The following is a 15,021-nucleotide window of genomic DNA, read 5'->3' as shown; positions in this document are numbered from 1 at the left end:
CCGCGCGCCCGCGCGCCGGGCCCGCGCCCCCGCCGGGCCCGCCCCCGGGCCCCCACGGGCCGTCCTGGAGGCGTCAGATGTCCAGCGCGTCCAGCTTGTCCAGCAGCGTCGCGTCCGCGGGGGTCACGTCCGGCTGCTCGGGGTTGTCCAGCGTGCCGTCCCGCTTCTTCGCCTTCTTCGCCGCCTTCTTCTTCGCGCGGCGCTCCTTGCGGAGCTCCACCATCGCGTAGAGCGTCGGCACCAGCAGCAGCGTCAGCGGCGTCGAGGTGACCAGACCGCCGATGACCACGACCGCCAGCGGCTGGGCGATGAAGCCGCCCTCGCCGGTGATGCCGAGCGCCATCGGGAGCAGCGCGAAGATCGTCGCCAGCGCCGTCATGAGGATGGGGCGCAGACGGTGGCGGCCACCCTCGACGACCGCCTCGACGACGCCCAGACCCTGGGCCCGGTACTGGTTGATCAGGTCGATCAGGACGATCGCGTTGGTGACCACGATGCCGATCAGCATCAACATGCCGATCATCGCCGGGACGCCCATCGCGGTCCCCGTCACGATCAGCAGACCGATCGCGCCGGTCGCCGCGAACGGGATCGACACCAGCAGGATCAGCGGCTGGATCAGGGACCTGAAGGTCGCGACCAGGAGCATGAAGACGATCGCGATGGCCGCGAGCATCGCCAGGCCCAGGTTGACGAACGCCTCGGACTGGTCCTCGGAGACACCGCCGATGGAGGCCGTGGCGCCCTCCGGCAGGTCCAGCGCGTCGATCTTCGTCTGGAGCGCGGCGCTCACCGCGCCCGTGTTGTCACCGGTCGGCTTGGCCGTGATCGTCGCCGCGCGGGCACCGTCGATGCGGGTCATCGAGACGGGACCGGGGACCAGTTTCACGTCGGCGATGTCGCCGAGCTTGACCGGGCCCAGCGGCAGCTTCTTGAGGCCGTCCATCGTCGTGGCCGGGTTCGCCGAGGTCAGGACGACGTTCCGCTCGGTGTCGTCGAGGATCGCCTTGCCGGCGGGGGTGCCGCGGACCGCCTGGGCCACGGCCATGCCGAGCGTCGTGTCGTCGAAGCCGAGGTCCGCCGCCTTGGCGTTGGCCTTGACGGAGATCCGCGGCACGGACTGCGACAGGTCGCTCTGGACGTCGGTGACGTCGTCGAGCTCCGACACCTCGGCCCTGACCGCCTCGGACGCCTTCCTCAGGGTGTCGGCGTCGGATGCCTTGACCACCACGCTCAGGTCCTGGCTGCCGAAGCCGTCGCCCGCCGCGATCGTCGTGTCGCCGATGCCGTCGAGCTTGCCGAGGGCCTCGTCGATGGCGTCGCGCGTCTTCTCGTACGTCGCCGAGTCCTCCAGCGTCAGCTGGTACGACGCCTGGTTGGCGCCCGTACCGCCGCCGAAGGCCGCCATGAAGCCGGAGGAACCGACCGTGACCTGGTAGTCCTTCACGCCCTCGGTGGAGGACAGGACCTTCTCCACCTTCCGCGCCGCCTCGTCGGCCGCCACGAGGCTGGTGCCCGGAGCCAGCTCCTGCTTGATGCTCATGACCTCCTGCTCGCCCTGGTCGAAGAAGTTGGTCTTCAGCAGCGGGGCCATGCCGAAGGTGCCGATCAGGACGACCACCGCGATCGCCACGCTGGTGAGGCGGCGGCGGGTCGCGAAGCGCAGGACCGGGACGTACAGGCGCTGGAGGCGGCTCTTGTTCTCCTTCTCCTCGGCGAGGCGCCGGGCCTCGTCCGGGTCCGCCGACGTGCCCTTGGGGGCGCGCAGGAACCAGTACGAGAGGACCGGGACGACGGTGAGCGAGACCAGGAGCGAGGCGAGCAGCGCGGCCGTGACCGTCAGGCTGAACGAGCCGAACAGCTCGCCGACCATGCCGCCGACCAGACCGATCGGAAGGAAGACCGCGACCGTGGTGAGGGTCGAGGAGGTCACGGCGCCCGCGACCTCGCGGACCGCCGTGAGGATCGCCGACTCGCGCTCCTCGCCGTAGCCGAGGTGCCGCTTGATGTTCTCCAGGACCACGATCGAGTCGTCGACGACCCGGCCGATCGCGATCGTGAGGGCGCCCAGCGTCAGCATGTTCAGAGAGAGGTCACGGGTCCACAGCACGATCAGCGCCAGGACGACCGAGAGCGGGATGGAGACCGCGGTGACCAGCGTCGAGCGGATCGAGGTCAGGAAGACCAGGATCACGAGGACCGCCATGACGAGGCCGAGGGCGCCCTCGGTCGTGAGGCCGGAGATCGACTTGGAGACGGCGGGGCCCTGGTCGGAGACGACCGTCAGCTCGGCGCCGGCGCCCAGGTCCTTGCGGAGCTCGGGCAGCTTGTCCTTGACGGCCTCGGAGATGGCGACGGCGCTGCCGTCGTTGTCCATGGTGGCGAGGACGGCCAGGCTGGGTTTGCCGTTGGTACGGGTGATGGAGACCCGGGAGGACTCCTCCTGCTTCACCGTGGCCACGTCGCCGACGCGGACGGCCTTGCCCTGGTCGGGCTTGACGCGCAGGTCCTGGATCTGCCGCAGGGAGGTGAAGCCGCCGCCGACCTGGACCGTACGGCTCTTGCCCGCCTCGGAGAACGAGCCGGCCGGCACCGTCGCGCCGCCCGCCTGGAGGGCCTGGGCGAGCTTCATCGTGTTCAGCCCGGCCGCGGCCAGCTTCTTCTCGTCGGGGGTGACGGAGACCTGGAGGTCCTGGACACCGTCGATGGAGACCTGGCCGACGCCGTCGATGTCCTCCAGGGCCGGGACGACGGTCCGCTCCAGCTGGTCGGCGAGCGCCTGCTGGTCCTTCCCGGAGGTGACCGCGAGAACGACGGTCGGGATGTCGTCCGTCGAGCCGGCGACGACCTGCGGGTCGACGTCGTCCGGGAGTGCCACGCGCGCCCTGTTCACGGCCTGCTGGACGTCGGCGACGAGCTGCTTGGTGCCCTCGTCGCCGTAGTCGAAGGTGGCCATGATGACGGCGCTGCCCTCGGAGGCGGTGGAGGTCACGCCCTTGATGCCGTCGACCGCCTTGATGGTGTTCTCGAGCGGTTCGACGACCTGCTTCTCGACCACGTCGGGCGACGCGCCCTGATAGGGAGCGAGGACCGAGACCATCGGGAGCTCGATCGAGGGCAGCAGTTGCTGCTTCAGCTGCGGTATCGCTATCGCACCGAAGACGATGGCGACGATGGACATCAGCCCGATCAGGGCCCGTTGCGCGAGGCTGAATCTGGACAGCCAGGACATGGGGTCTCTCTTCTGTGGCGTACTCGGCAGGCGGGCGCCAGGACGATCCAGGGGTGCCCGCTAACACGATCAGCCATGGGAAGCGCCGGATCCTCGGCCCCGGGTCCCTTTCTTTATCCCGCGCATACCGCGTCTGGAGTACGCCGGGGTACTCCGTCACTCCACCCGTGGACGTACCAGGCCGGACTCGTAGGCCGTGACCACGAGCTGGGCGCGGTCGCGGGCGCCGAGCTTGGCCATGGTCCTGTTGACGTGCGTCTTGACCGTGAGGGGGCTGACCCGCAGGCGTTCGGCGATCTCGTCGTTGGAGTGGCCGCCGCCGACGAGGACGAGGACCTCGCGCTCGCGGGTGGTGAGGGCGCCGAGCCGCTCCGAGTACGCCGGCGCGTCCTCGCCGCTGTCGGGGTCCGCGCTGCCGCCCTGCGCGAGGAACTTGGCGATCAGGCCCTTGGTCGCCACCGGCGAGAGCAGGGCCTCTCCGGCGGCGGCGATCCGGATGGCGTTGAGCAGCTCGTCCGGTTCGGCCCCCTTCCCGAGGAAGCCGGAGGCTCCGGCGCGCAGCGACTGCACGACGTACTCGTCGACCTCGAAGGTGGTCAGCATGACGATCCGTACGGAGGACAGCTCCGGGTCCGCGGTGATCATGCGGGTGGCGGCGAGCCCGTCGGTGCCGGGCATCCGGATGTCCATCAGGACGACGTCGGCCTTCGTGGTGCGGGCCAGGGCGACCGCCTGCGCCCCGTCGGCGGCCTCGGCGACGACCTCCATGTCCGGCTCGGAGTCCACGAGCACCCTGAAGGCGCTGCGGAGCAGCGCCTGGTCGTCGGCGAGCAGCACCCGGATGGTCATGCGTCCTCCCCCGTACGGGCCGTTGCGGGCAGTATCGCCTGCACCCTGAACCCGCCGCCGTAGCGGGGTGCCGCGGTCAACGTGCCGCGGAGGGCGGTGACGCGCTCCCGCATCCCGATCAGTCCGTGGCCGCCGGTGTCGGCGGGCTCCGCCTGCTGCGGCGCTCCGTTGTCGAGGACGGTGATCTCGACAGTCCGGCCGACGCGGATGACGCTCACCTCGGCCTTGGCGTCCGGGCCGGCGTGCTTCTGCACGTTGGTCAGCGCCTCCTGGATGATCCGGTACGCGGCCAGGTCGACGGCGGCCGGAAGCCCGGCGTCCCCGTCCGCGCGGGCCAGCTCCACGGGAAGGCCCGCGTTGCGGAAGGTGGCGAGCAGCTCGTCGAGGACGCCGAGGCCGGGGGCGGGTTCGGTGGGCGCCTCGGGGTCGCCGGACTGGCGGAGCAGCCCGACCGTGGCGCGCAGTTCGTTGAGGGCGGACCGGCTGGCCTCGCGGACGTGCGCGAGGGCTTCCTTGGCCTGGTCGGGGCGCTTGTCCATGACGTGGGAGGCGACCCCGGCCTGGACGTTGACCAGGGCGATGTGGTGGGCGACGACGTCGTGGAGGTCGCGGGCGATCCGCAGGCGCTCCTCGGCGACCCGGCGCCGGGCCTCCTCGTCACGCGTCCGCTCCGCCCGCTCGGCCCGCTCCCGTATGGCGTCGACGAAGGCGCGGCGGCTGCGGACGGCGTCGCCCGCGGCGGCGGCCATGCCCGCCCAGGCGAAGACGCCGAGGTTCTCCTGCGCGTACCAGGGGGTGGGGCCGAAGAGCATCGCGGCGCCCGACAGGACGCCCATGGTGAGCAGGCCGACGCGCCAGGTGGTGGGGCGGTCGGTGCGGGAGGCGACGGTGTAGAGCGCGATGACGGCGCTCATCGCGACGGGGGCCGGCCGGTCGTCGGTGATCAGTTCGACGAGGGTGACGGAGCCGGTGAAGGCGAGGACGGCGAGGGGGTCGCGGCGCCGCGGGACGAGGGCGGCGGCACCCAGCACCATGAGGAGGACGCTGGTGGCGTCGGGGGTGCGGTCGCCGAAGGTGGGTCCGTTGGGGCTGCCGTGCGGGTCGGCGAAGGATCCCGTGACCATGCAGGCGAGCACGGCGAGGGCGAGGCCGGCGTCGAAGGCGAGGGGATGCGCCCGCAGCCAGTGCCGGGCCTGCGAGAAGCCGGTGTCGAGGGAGGTCACGGAGCAACGGTACGGGGTGGCGGACACGGCGACGCCCCGCTTCCCGGAGCGGGAGGCGGGGCGCTGCCGTCGTCGTCGGAGGCTTCAGCCCGGGATCAGGCCGTCGTCGGACAGCATCTCCCGGACCTCTTCGAGCGTGGCGTCGGGTTCGGGAAGGATCAGTTCCGAGGGTTCCAGCGTGTCGACGGGGACTGGTTCGCCGAGGCGTCGGACCGCGTCGAGCAGGGCCGAGAACGTCCGGCGGAAGCCGTCGGCGTCTCCCGACTCGATCTCGGCGAGCAGTTCGTCGTCCAGCTTGTTCAGCTCGGCGAAGTGACTGTCGGCCAGCTCCCACTGGCCCTCCCCCATGATCCTCACGATCATGACGCGCCGTCCTTACTGCTTGTCGAACCTGGGGTGGGAGGACTGCTGGGTCTGGTTCTGCGGGGTTCCCGTGCCGCCCTCGATCGCCTGCTTCGAGTCGGACGGCCCGCCGGCCAGCTCGGCCTTCATCCGCTGGAGCTCCAGCTCGACGTCCGTGCCTCCGGACAGTCGGTCCAGCTCCGCCTGGATGTCGTCCTTGGCCAGTCCGGACTGGTCGTCGAGCGCGCCCGAGGCGAGCAGCTCGTCGATCGCGCCCGCGCGGGCCTGCAGCTGGGCCGTCTTGTCCTCGGCGCGCTGGATCGCCACGCCGACGTCGCTCATCTCCTCCGAGATGCCGGAGAACGACTCGGCGATCCTGGTCTGCGCCTGAGCGGCGGTGTAGGTCGCCTTGATGGTCTCCTTCTTCGTACGGAAGGCGTCCACCTTGGCCTGGAGTCGCTGCGCGGCCAGGGTGAGCTTCTCCTCCTCGCCCTGCAGCGTCTGGTGCTGCACCTCGAGGTCGCTCACCTGCTGCTGCAGCGCCGCCCGCCGGGACAGCGCCTCGCGGGCCAGGTCCTCACGGCCGAGCGCCAGCGCCTTGCGGCCCTGGTCCTCCAGCTTGGCGGACTGGCCCTGGAGCTGGTTCAGCTGCAGTTCGAGCCGCTTGCGCGACGTCGCCACGTCGGCGACGCCCCGCCGGACCTTCTGCAGGAGCTCCAGCTGCTTCTGGTAGGAGTAATCGAGGGTCTCGCGCGGATCCTCGGCCCGGTCGAGGGCCTTGTTTGCCTTCGCGCGGAAGATCATCCCCATACGCTTCATGACACCGCTCATGGGCTTCGCGCGCCCCCTTCTGACGGACTCGGCTCAAGCACTCCAACAGGATCCACAGTACGGTCCCTGCCTCCATTGACGCACTGTTCGGGGCCGGATGTGCTCCTCCCCAAGGACGACTACGCGTGAGCTTCCTCAGGCCCAGGGAGTAGATGGACCTCGGGGAAAGCGTGCGTGTCGTCCGTGCGTACCCCCACAGACGCAGGCCGATACCGGATCGTTCCCGGCCGGACTGGGGTCCACACCCCCCACCACGTACTCTGGGGAATGTGTTCCGTAGCCGTTCCAAGGAAGAGAAGGTCCCCACCGACAAGGTGACGGCGGACCTCTCCAAGCAGCCCCGCGACCCCGAGGCCCCCAAGGGCCGCCCGACCCCGAAGCGGAGTGAGGCGCAGTCCCAGCGCCGTCGCGCCGCGACGGTGCCGACCGACCGCAAGGAGGCCGCCAAGCGCGCCCGCGAGGCCCGCCGCACCGACCTGGCTCGTCAGCGCGAGGCGCTGGCCAGCGGCGACGAGCGTTACCTGCCGGCCCGTGACAAGGGCCCGGTCCGCCGCTTCGTGCGCGACTTCGTCGACTCGCGCTTCTCCATCGCGGAGTTCTTCCTCCCGATGGCCGTGGTCATCCTCGTCCTGTCGATGATCCGCGTCCCGGCGCTGCAGAACATCTCGCTGCTGCTCTGGCTCGGTGTGATCGTGATGATCGTCATCGACTCGATCGGCATCTGGCTCCGTCTGAAGAAGCAGCTCGCCGAGCGCTTCCCGAACGAGCCGAAGCGCGGTGCCGTGGCCTACGGCCTGATGCGTACGCTCCAGATGCGCCGACTGCGGCTGCCGAAGCCGCAGGTCAAGCGCGGAGAGCGGCCCTGAGCACGACCGGCTCCGGTTCCGGCGCGGGCAGCGGTCCGCCGCTGCCCGCCGCCTCCCCGCGGCCGATCGGATACGGGGGGTTGCGTGAGACCGTCCGTCAGGAGCTCATCGCGCGTCAGCTCGACGAGCAGATAGCCGGCCGCTACCCGGTGGGGCAGCGGCTTCGGATACTCGACGCGGCCATGGGTCAGGGGACCCAGGCCCTGCGGCTCGCCCGGGCCGGACACACGGTGACCGGTCTGGAGGCCGATCCCGAGCTGCTCAAGGCCGCCCGGGAATCGCTGGCCACCGAACCGGCCGGGATCCGTGAACGGGTCCGGCTGATCGAGGGCGACGGCCGCGAGACCGGTGTGCACTTCCTGCCGGGCAGCTTCGACGTGGTGCTCTGCCACGGTGTCCTGATGTACGCGGACGAGCCGGACGCCCTGCTCGCGGGCCTCGCCCGGATGCTGGCCCCGGGGGGTCTGCTCTCCCTGGTCGTGCGGAACGCGGACGCGCTGGCCATGCGGCCCGGCCTGGCCGGGGACTGGTCGGGCGCGCTGACCGGCTTCGAGTCGGACACGTACACGGACGACAGCGGATTCAAGGTGCGGGCCGACCGCCTCGACGCTCTGACGTCGACGCTGGCGGGGATCGCCGCACCGCTGCACGCCTGGTACGGCGTGCGGGTCTTCACCGACGGGATGGCGGGCGACGTGGGCCTGCCGGCCGCGGAGGAGCTCGAACGGCTCCTGGCCGCCGAGGACCGCGCCGGGCGGACGGACCCGTACCGCCGGATAGCGGCGCTGCTGCACCTGTGCGGTGTCCGGGGCTGACCCCCGGCATCCCGTGCTCGACGGGGAGCGGGGTGTGAGCGGCCGGGCCCGCCGTGGGACCGGCCGCCCGGAGCCTACGCCTCCGCGTTCAGCGACATCGTGTAGATCTTGGTGTCGTCCTCGAAGAGCGTGGCCTGGTCCGCTCCGCCCTCCAGAAGGTCCTTCCAGACCTCACCGATCCAGGACTCGGCGTCGCCCTGGGTCGTCCAGTCCTCCGGTTCCACCGCGGGAGCGGTCTCCGTGCCGTCGGACTTCTCGAACCGCCACGTCCATGCCATGTCCGCCTCCTGAGGCTCACCGGATGATCGGTTTCCTGCCCGCAGCGTAGCCGGGCGCGCACCCCTCGCGGTGACGCGGGAGGATCAATGCGTGGAACTGACTCTGCTCGGCACCGGCGCCCCCCTCGGACTCCCCCGCCCCGACTGCCCCTGCGCCGTGTGCGCGACCTCCCGCGGTGACCGGGCGCGCGCCGCGACCGCGCTGCTCGTGGACGAGTCCCTGCTGCTCGACCTGACGCCGGGGGCCGCGCTGGCCGCCGCCCGCGCGGGGCATTCGCTGGTCGGTGTGCGGCAGGTGCTGCTGACCCACCCGCACGACGGACCCGCCGTGGAGGTGCCCGCCGGGCTGCCGTCCGCCGGCCGGGTTCCGGACGGACGGGAGTTGACGCTGATCAGCGGACACCGGGTGCGTGCGGTGCCGATGGACTCCCCCGGTACGGGGTACGAGGTGACGTCGCCGGAGGGCGAGCGGCTGCTGTATCTGCCGCCGGGCGGCTCTCCCGCGGGTCTGACCGACGATCATCGCCGTCCGTACGACATGGTCGTCATGGACGCCACGGGCCGCCCGGACGGGCTGGCCCGGCTGCGGGCGACCGGGGCGGTCTCCGCGGAGACCGAGGTGATCGCCGTCCATCTCGACCACGACGTGCCGGGCGGTGCGGAGCTGGACCGGCGGCTCGCGGCGGCCGGGGCGCGGACGGTTCCGGACGGGACGACGCTGTACCTCGGCGAGTACCACGCCATCCCGGACGTCCCGCGCCGCACGCTGGTGACCGGCGGTGCCCGGTCGGGAAAGTCGGTGGAGGCCGAGCGGCGTCTGGAGACGTTCCCCGAGGTGCTGTACGTGGCGACCTCGGGCACCCGGCGGGACGACCCGGAGTGGGCGGAGCGGGTGGCCCTGCACCGGGACCGGCGGCCCGGCTCCTGGCGTACGGCCGAGACCTGCGAGCTCGTGCCGCTCCTCGCGGAGCCCGAGGGCCCGGCGCTGCTGATCGACTGTCTGTCGCTGTGGCTGACGGACGCGATGGACCGGGTGGGGGCCTGGGACGACGAGCGGTGGGCGGACGGTGGCCAGGACGCCCTGCGGGAGCGGACCGGGGAGCTGGTGGCGGCGGTGCGGGCCACGTCCCGCACGGTCGTCGCCGTCACCAACGAGGTGGGCTCGGGGGTCGTGCCCGCCACGGCGGCGGGGCGGCGCTTCCGGGACGAGCTGGGCCGGCTGAACGCGGCCTTCGGCGACGAGTGCGAGCAGGTGCTCCTCGTCGTCGCGGGACAGGCTCTGGTGCTGCGCGGGTAGGGTGCGATGACCTGGCCACCGCCGACGCCGCAAGGACGTGCCTTGAACCTGGACGACTTCTCCGATCTGATCGAGCGCCCCGACGGCGGGGTGCGGCGTGACGCCGAGGAACGCCGGGAGCGGTTGATCGTTCCGCCCGGTGCGCTCGGCCGGCTCGACGAGCTCGGCGAGTGGCTCTCGGCGGCCCAGGGCTCGGTGAAGGTGCGGGCGATCGAGCAGCCGCGCGTGGTGCTCTTCGCGGGCGATCACGGGGTGGCCTCGCTCGGGGTGTCCGGCCGTCCGGCCGGCACCGCGTACGAGCTGGTCCGCTCGGTCCTGGACGGCGCGAGCCCGGTCGCGGTGCTCGCCCGTGCGGCGAACGTGCCGGTGCGGGTCGTCGACGCCGGTCTGGACTGCGAGCCGGAGCTGCTGCCGGCCGACGTGGTCCGCCACCGGGTGCGGCGCGGCAGCGGCCGGATCGACATCGAGAACGCGCTGACCACGGAGGAGACCGAGGCGGCGGTTCGGCTCGGCATGGCGATCGCCGACGAGGAGGCCGACTCGGGCACGGACCTGGTCGTCCTCGGCGACCTGAGCGTGGGCGGGACGACGCCTGCCTCCACGCTGATCGCGGCCCTGTGCGGGACGGACGCCTCGGTGGTGACCGGCCGGGGCGGCGCGGGGATCGACGACCTGACCTGGATGCGCAAGTGCGCGGCGGTCCGGGACTCGCTGCGTCGCGCCCGGCCGGTCCTGGGCGACCAGCTGGAGCTGCTCGCGGCGGTCGGCGGGGCGGACCTGGCCGCGATGACGGGCTTCCTGCTGCAGAGCGCGGTGCGGCGGATGCCGGTGATCCTGGACGGTGTGGTGGGCGCGGCCTGTGCGCTGGTGGCGCAGCGGGCGGCGTTCCGGGCGCCGGACTGGTGGCTGGCGGGTCAGGTCAGTGGAGAGCCGGCGCAGGCGAAGGCGCTGGACCGGATGGCGCTCAACCCGCTGCTCGACCACGGCGTCTGCGTGGGTGAGGGAACCGGGGCCATGCTCGCTCTTCCCCTCGTCCAGGCCGCGGCGGCACTTGCCGCGGAACTGCCCGAGCAGCCGGAACCGACCATTCCGGACGATGTCGTGGCCGACTCCCCGGACGAGGAGAACTAGCCGGATCGCGGCGCCGGAGGCAGCCGTTCCGCCACACGCGGACGACTGCCTCCGGCGACCAGCCATGGCAAGCGATGCCCCATATGATCGCTTTTCATGGGAGAGGTCCGTTTGTCCACCGAAGGAGCGCCCAGGGGCACCGCCCGCTCGCGGCGCAGCGCCGCGTTCGCCGTCTGGTACCTGCGCGCCGTCACGTTCATCAACTTCCTGAGCGCCGTGTGGGTCTCGCTCGGCCAGGACCTCCGCAGACACAACACGGACAACTACTTCACTCCGTATCTGCTGACCGCCGGCTTCGCCTCGGGCGTCTTCACGCTCTTCCTGGCGATCACCATGCGGCGCCGCAAGCGGGCCGCCTGGATCCTCAACATCGTCCTGAGCGGACTCTTCCTGCTGCTCTTCGCCGTGGCGATGGCCTTCCCCGAGATCCGGCAGCACGCGCAGAACTGGATCTCGCTCGTCCTGACCGCCGCGTTCGTCCTCGCGCTGGTACTCGGCCGCAAGGAGTTCTACGCGAAGGGGGACCGCTCCAATCCGCTGCTCGCCGCCGTCGTGGCGGTCGGCGGCCTGCTGGTCACCTCGCTCTTCGCCGCCTTCCTCGTCACCGTCACCAACACCTCGACCGGCACCTCCACCTTCCTGGAGCGCTGGCGGTACGGCGTGATGCGCCTGATCACCCTGGCCGCCGACGACTCGCGCTTCGACGGGATCGCCACCCCCGGCTGGGTCAACGTCACCATCAACGTGCTGTCCACCCTGCTGATCATCGGCGTGCTGTACGCCGCGTTCCGCTCCCGGCGGGCCGTCGACCCGCTGACCGACGACGACGAGGAGAAGCTGCGGGGGCTCCTCGACAAGTACGGCGACCGCGACTCGCTCGGCTACTTCGCGCTCCGCCGCGAGAAGAGCGTCGTCTGGTCCCCGAGCGAGAAGGCCGCGATCGCCTACCGGGTGGTCGGCGGGGTCTCGCTCGCCTCCGGCGACCCGATCGGCGACCCCGAGGCATGGCCGGGGGCGATCGAGCCCTGGCTGGCCGAGGCCCGTGAGCACGGCTGGGTGCCGGCCGTGATGGGCGCGAGCGAGGAGGCCGGCACGATCTACGCTCGGCACGGTCTGGACGCCCTGGAACTGGGCGACGAGGCGATCGTGGAGACCGACGAGTTCACCCTCGACGGACGCGCCATGCGCAGCGTGCGGCAGGCGTTCAACCGGGTCAAGCGGGCCGGGTACGAGGTGCGGATCCGGCGCCACGAGGACATTCCCGCCGACGAGATGGACGCCCTGCTGCGCAAGGCCGACGACTGGCGCGACGGGGCCACCGAGCGCGGCTTCTCGATGGCGCTCGGCCGGCTCGGCGACCCACGGGACGGTCGCTGCGTGATGCTGGAGTGCAGCGACGAGACCGGCGAGCTGCGGGCGGTGCTGTCCTTCGTGCCGTGGGGCCCCAAGGGCCTGTCGCTGGACCTGATGCGCCGTGACCGCGACTCCGAGAACGGCCTGATGGAGTTCATGGTCATCGAACTGCTCCAGCGTGCCGAGGAGATCGGGATCACGCAGGTGTCGCTCAACTTCGCCATGTTCCGTTCCGTCTTCGAACGTGGCTCGAAGCTCGGGGCGGGACCCGTGCTGCGCATGTGGCGTTCACTGCTCAGCTTCTTCTCCCGCTGGTGGCAGATCGAGTCGCTGTACCGCGCCAACGCCAAGTACCGACCGATCTGGGAGCCCCGCTTCATGCTCTTCGAGAAGAGCTCCGACCTGTTGCGCATCGGCCTCGCCGCGGGCCGCGCCGAGGGCTTCCTCGAAGCCCCCGGGCTGCCGAAGTGGATGCACCGCAAGCACCTGGAGGGCCGGCGTTGAGGTCGGCCGTCCGGGACTTCGCGCACCGCGAGTGGGGCCCGCTGTACACCGCCGTACGGACCGCGCTCGTCACGAGGAGGTGGCGGGCCGTCCCGATGACGCTGGCCGCCGTCTGCCTCACGGCGCTCTTCCAGCTCGTCCAGAACCAGGACTGGGGCTACCAGCCCGTCCAGAACATCGGCTCGGTACGGGCCGAGGACCCGATCTGGCTCGCCCTGCTGCGGACCCCGCTCTCGCTCTTCGTCCCGGCGCTCGACCTGCCGGTGTGGGGGGCGCTGGCCCAGGTCCTGCTGGTGTTCGGCATCGCCGAGATATGCCTGGGGCGTCGGCGGACCCTCGCGATCGCCTATCTGGCCACGCTGGCCGGGACCCTCTACGCACGGGTGGGCATCGCCCTCGGCCCGGACAACCCCCTCGGACTGCCCGCATCGGACGCCCGGGTCGTCGACACCGGCCCCTCGGCCGCCGTGGTCGGCCTCGCCGTCTACGTCTGCTGGCGCTACCGGGCCCGCTGGACCGGGGCCCTGGTGGTCGTCGCGATGGTGGTGGAGGTGCTGATCAAGCCCAACCTGGCGGGCAAGGAACACCTGGCCGCGATCGCCGCGGTGCTGGTGCTCGTGGCCGTCACGGCGTGGCGGGAACGCCGTCAGCCGCCGTCGGACCCCGAACCGGCGCCGCGGCCCGGGACCCGCTCCTGGAAGCCGCCGATCACGTCCTGAGTGCGCCGGCGGACGCGGTCCCAGCGCCGGTCGTGGCGGTAGGTGCGCAGCCGTGACTTGGCACGGGCCCGGTGGCGCCGGCGGTAGAAGTGGCGGGACCACCAGGAGCCGGGCCGGGCGAGCCGTACCGCTCCGACGATCGCCACGAACGGCACCAGCGTCCCCATCACCGCCATCCGGAACTTCCCCTTCACCAGGGCGATCAGGACGAAGAGGAAGTTCACCACGAGGGTGAGGACGACTCCGGCCCGGTTCTGCCGCTCGTCGGGGGTGAGTTCGTTGACGCCGAGCGGCGAGAAGCCGCCGAGGACCAGCACCACCAGGGCGGCCGTCAGCACGACGACCTCGACGCTCTTGCGGCCCTGGTCGCTCCAGTAGACGTCGTCGAGGTGCAGGATCAGCGCGAACTCGTCCAGGACGAGGCCGGCGCCGACCCCGAAGACCGCCGCGAAGACACAGGGGGTGACCCCCTCCCGGCCGCTGGCGACCGCGCCGAAGCCGCCGACGACGGTGAGGACGACACCGGGCACGACATGGTGGATGTGCAGCCCCCCGGCGGACTTCACATTGCCGAAGGGGCCCTTCCCCGCCCGGATCATCCGCACGATCATCCGGGTGACGAGGAAGGTCACCACGAAGGAGAACAGGGCGATGAGCAGCGGGAGCTTCCCGGGCTCGACGAAGTTGCGGTAGAACCAGTGACCCATGCCACCCGCTTCCGATTTGTGCGTGATGCGCAATTTACCGCGTCGGACCCTGCCTTACCCTGCCCGGATGGACGGCCTGCGTTTCGCCTTCGGCACCCTCACCGTGCTCCCCGCCCGCATCACCCGCTGGGACCGGGACGCGGCGCGCGCCGGCATGTTGTGGGCCCCGCTCGCCGGCCTCGTCGTGGGCCTCTTCTCCGCGGCGCTCGGCGGCGTGTTCCTCCTGCTCGGATCCGGCCCGCTGCTCGCGGCCGTGGTCACCGCCGCCGTACCGGCGCTGATGACCCGGGGCCTGCACCTCGACGGCCTCGCGGACACGGCGGACGGGCTCGGCAGCGCCAAGCCCGCCGAGGACGCGCTGCGCATCATGAAGCAGTCCGACATCGGCCCCTTCGGTGTCATCGTCCTGCTCTTCGTCCTGCTCGCCCAGGTCGCGGCGCTGTACCGGCTGTACGAGGACGGCTGGGCGTACGGCACGGTCGCCGCCGCCCTCGCCGCGACCGTCGCCCGCCTGGCCCTCACCCACGCCTCCCGCCAGGGAGTCCCGGCGGCCCGCCCGGAGGGCCTGGGAGCGATGGTCGCCGCCACGGTCCCGGTGCGCTCGGCCGCACTGGTCACCGGGGGCGTCCTCGTCCTGTGCGCCGGCGCGGGCGCGCTCTTCTCCCCGTACGACGCGATCCGTCACGTGCTGGCGGCAGCGGCGGGTCTCGGCGCGGCGGCGCTGCTGCTGCGCCGGTGCGTGCGGAGGTTCGGCGGGGTGACCGGCGATGTGTTCGGAGCGGTGGAGGAGACGGCCGGGACGGTGGCGCTCGTCGCGCTGACCCTGGGGTGATCCACTCGTGACCTGCGGCCGGACAACCTTCCGCCCGTCAGC

Annotated in this window: 14 protein-coding genes; 7 read left to right on the top strand and 7 right to left on the bottom strand. The window is 71.8% G+C overall.

Annotation, left to right across the window (positions count from 1 at the left end):
• Nucleotides 1–73: 73 nt before the first annotated feature.
• The 5 genes from AB0D99_RS27220 to AB0D99_RS27200 all read right to left on the bottom strand — a co-directional run bounded on the left by AB0D99_RS27220 (nucleotide 74) and on the right by AB0D99_RS27200 (nucleotide 6,477).
• Nucleotides 74–3,232, bottom strand: coding sequence for an efflux RND transporter permease subunit (locus AB0D99_RS27220; protein WP_362367603.1), 3,159 nt, complete (start codon nucleotides 3,230–3,232; stop codon nucleotides 74–76).
• 156 nt (nucleotides 3,233–3,388) lie between these two features.
• Nucleotides 3,389–4,081: a response regulator transcription factor gene (locus tag AB0D99_RS27215; RefSeq protein ID WP_362367600.1), complete on the bottom strand. Its 693-nt coding sequence runs from the start codon at nucleotides 4,079–4,081 to the stop codon at nucleotides 3,389–3,391.
• Nucleotides 4,078–5,304, bottom strand: a complete 1,227-nt coding sequence (locus tag AB0D99_RS27210; protein ID WP_362367597.1) for a sensor histidine kinase — start codon at nucleotides 5,302–5,304, stop codon at nucleotides 4,078–4,080. The genes AB0D99_RS27215 and AB0D99_RS27210 overlap by 4 nt, the downstream gene beginning before the upstream one ends.
• Nucleotides 5,305–5,388: 84 nt before the next feature.
• Nucleotides 5,389–5,667: a hypothetical protein gene (locus AB0D99_RS27205; protein ID WP_362367594.1), complete on the bottom strand. Its 279-nt coding sequence runs from the start codon at nucleotides 5,665–5,667 to the stop codon at nucleotides 5,389–5,391.
• A 12-nt stretch (nucleotides 5,668–5,679) separates the two neighbouring features.
• Nucleotides 5,680–6,477: a PspA/IM30 family protein gene (locus tag AB0D99_RS27200; RefSeq protein ID WP_362367591.1), complete on the bottom strand. Its 798-nt coding sequence runs from the start codon at nucleotides 6,475–6,477 to the stop codon at nucleotides 5,680–5,682.
• Nucleotides 6,478–6,746: 269 nt separating this feature from the next.
• Between AB0D99_RS27200 and AB0D99_RS27195 the strand changes: the two genes are divergently transcribed.
• On the top strand, nucleotides 6,747–7,343 hold the full coding sequence (locus AB0D99_RS27195) for a DUF3043 domain-containing protein (RefSeq protein WP_362367588.1): 597 nt from the start codon (nucleotides 6,747–6,749) through the stop codon (nucleotides 7,341–7,343).
• Between the two features lie 41 nt (nucleotides 7,344–7,384).
• Nucleotides 7,385–8,158, top strand: a complete 774-nt coding sequence (locus AB0D99_RS27190) for a methyltransferase domain-containing protein (protein ID WP_362367618.1) — start codon at nucleotides 7,385–7,387, stop codon at nucleotides 8,156–8,158.
• Nucleotides 8,159–8,232: 74 nt separating this feature from the next.
• Here AB0D99_RS27190 and AB0D99_RS27185 read toward each other — a convergent pair whose 3' ends face one another.
• Nucleotides 8,233–8,436 (bottom strand): hypothetical protein, encoded by a 204-nt coding sequence (locus tag AB0D99_RS27185; protein WP_362367585.1) that lies wholly within the window; start codon nucleotides 8,434–8,436, stop codon nucleotides 8,233–8,235.
• 91 nt (nucleotides 8,437–8,527) lie between these two features.
• Between AB0D99_RS27185 and AB0D99_RS27180 the strand changes: the two genes are divergently transcribed.
• From AB0D99_RS27180 to AB0D99_RS27165, 4 genes are all read left to right on the top strand, one after another.
• Entirely contained in the window at nucleotides 8,528–9,733 is a 1,206-nt protein-coding gene (locus AB0D99_RS27180) for a bifunctional adenosylcobinamide kinase/adenosylcobinamide-phosphate guanylyltransferase (protein ID WP_362367582.1), read from the top strand.
• Nucleotides 9,734–9,775: 42 nt separating this feature from the next.
• Complete coding sequence (gene cobT / locus AB0D99_RS27175; protein ID WP_362367579.1) at nucleotides 9,776–10,864, top strand: nicotinate-nucleotide--dimethylbenzimidazole phosphoribosyltransferase; 1,089 nt, start codon at nucleotides 9,776–9,778, stop codon at nucleotides 10,862–10,864.
• A gap of 96 nt (nucleotides 10,865–10,960) precedes the next feature.
• A complete protein-coding gene (locus AB0D99_RS27170) occupies nucleotides 10,961–12,721 on the top strand; it encodes a phosphatidylglycerol lysyltransferase domain-containing protein (RefSeq protein ID WP_362367577.1) in 1,761 nt (586 codons plus the stop codon).
• The gene (locus tag AB0D99_RS27165) at nucleotides 12,718–13,440 is read left to right on the top strand and encodes a hypothetical protein (protein ID WP_362367574.1); all 723 of its coding nucleotides are present in this window, start codon (nucleotides 12,718–12,720) and stop codon (nucleotides 13,438–13,440) included. Before AB0D99_RS27170 ends, AB0D99_RS27165 begins: the two co-directional genes overlap by 4 nt.
• Here the strand turns inward: AB0D99_RS27165 and AB0D99_RS27160 are convergent.
• Complete coding sequence (locus AB0D99_RS27160) at nucleotides 13,368–14,147, bottom strand: hypothetical protein (RefSeq protein WP_362367571.1); 780 nt, start codon at nucleotides 14,145–14,147, stop codon at nucleotides 13,368–13,370. The two genes, AB0D99_RS27165 and AB0D99_RS27160, sit on opposite strands and share 73 nt — an antisense overlap.
• 67 nt (nucleotides 14,148–14,214) lie before the next feature.
• Here AB0D99_RS27160 and cobS point away from each other — a divergent pair, with 67 nt between their 5' ends.
• Nucleotides 14,215–14,979: an adenosylcobinamide-GDP ribazoletransferase gene (gene cobS, locus AB0D99_RS27155; protein ID WP_362367568.1), complete on the top strand. Its 765-nt coding sequence runs from the start codon at nucleotides 14,215–14,217 to the stop codon at nucleotides 14,977–14,979.
• Nucleotides 14,980–15,021 lie beyond the last annotated feature (42 nt).

This window comes from Streptomyces sp. NPDC047971 (assembly GCF_040653355.1).
GTDB lineage: Bacteria > Actinomycetota > Actinomycetes > Streptomycetales > Streptomycetaceae > Streptomyces.
The sequence above is the reverse complement of the archived record's forward strand: the minus strand, read 5'-3'. Positions and strand labels throughout refer to the sequence as shown.

Excerpts from the sequence above, each read along its gene's own strand:
- AB0D99_RS27220 (WP_362367603.1), bottom strand. The coding sequence starts at position 3,232 with ATGTCCTGGCTGTCCAGATTCAGCCTCGCGCAACGGGCCCTGATCGGG.
- AB0D99_RS27215 (WP_362367600.1), bottom strand. The coding sequence starts at position 4,081 with ATGACCATCCGGGTGCTGCTCGCCGACGACCAGGCGCTGCTCCGCAGC.
- AB0D99_RS27205 (WP_362367594.1), bottom strand. The coding sequence starts at position 5,667 with ATGATCGTGAGGATCATGGGGGAGGGCCAGTGGGAGCTGGCCGACAGT.
- AB0D99_RS27200 (WP_362367591.1), bottom strand. The coding sequence starts at position 6,477 with ATGAGCGGTGTCATGAAGCGTATGGGGATGATCTTCCGCGCGAAGGCA.
- AB0D99_RS27185 (WP_362367585.1), bottom strand. The coding sequence starts at position 8,436 with ATGGCATGGACGTGGCGGTTCGAGAAGTCCGACGGCACGGAGACCGCT.
- AB0D99_RS27170 (WP_362367577.1), top strand. The coding sequence starts at position 10,961 with ATGGGAGAGGTCCGTTTGTCCACCGAAGGAGCGCCCAGGGGCACCGCC.
- AB0D99_RS27160 (WP_362367571.1), bottom strand. The coding sequence starts at position 14,147 with ATGGGTCACTGGTTCTACCGCAACTTCGTCGAGCCCGGGAAGCTCCCG.
- cobS (WP_362367568.1), top strand. The coding sequence starts at position 14,215 with ATGGACGGCCTGCGTTTCGCCTTCGGCACCCTCACCGTGCTCCCCGCC.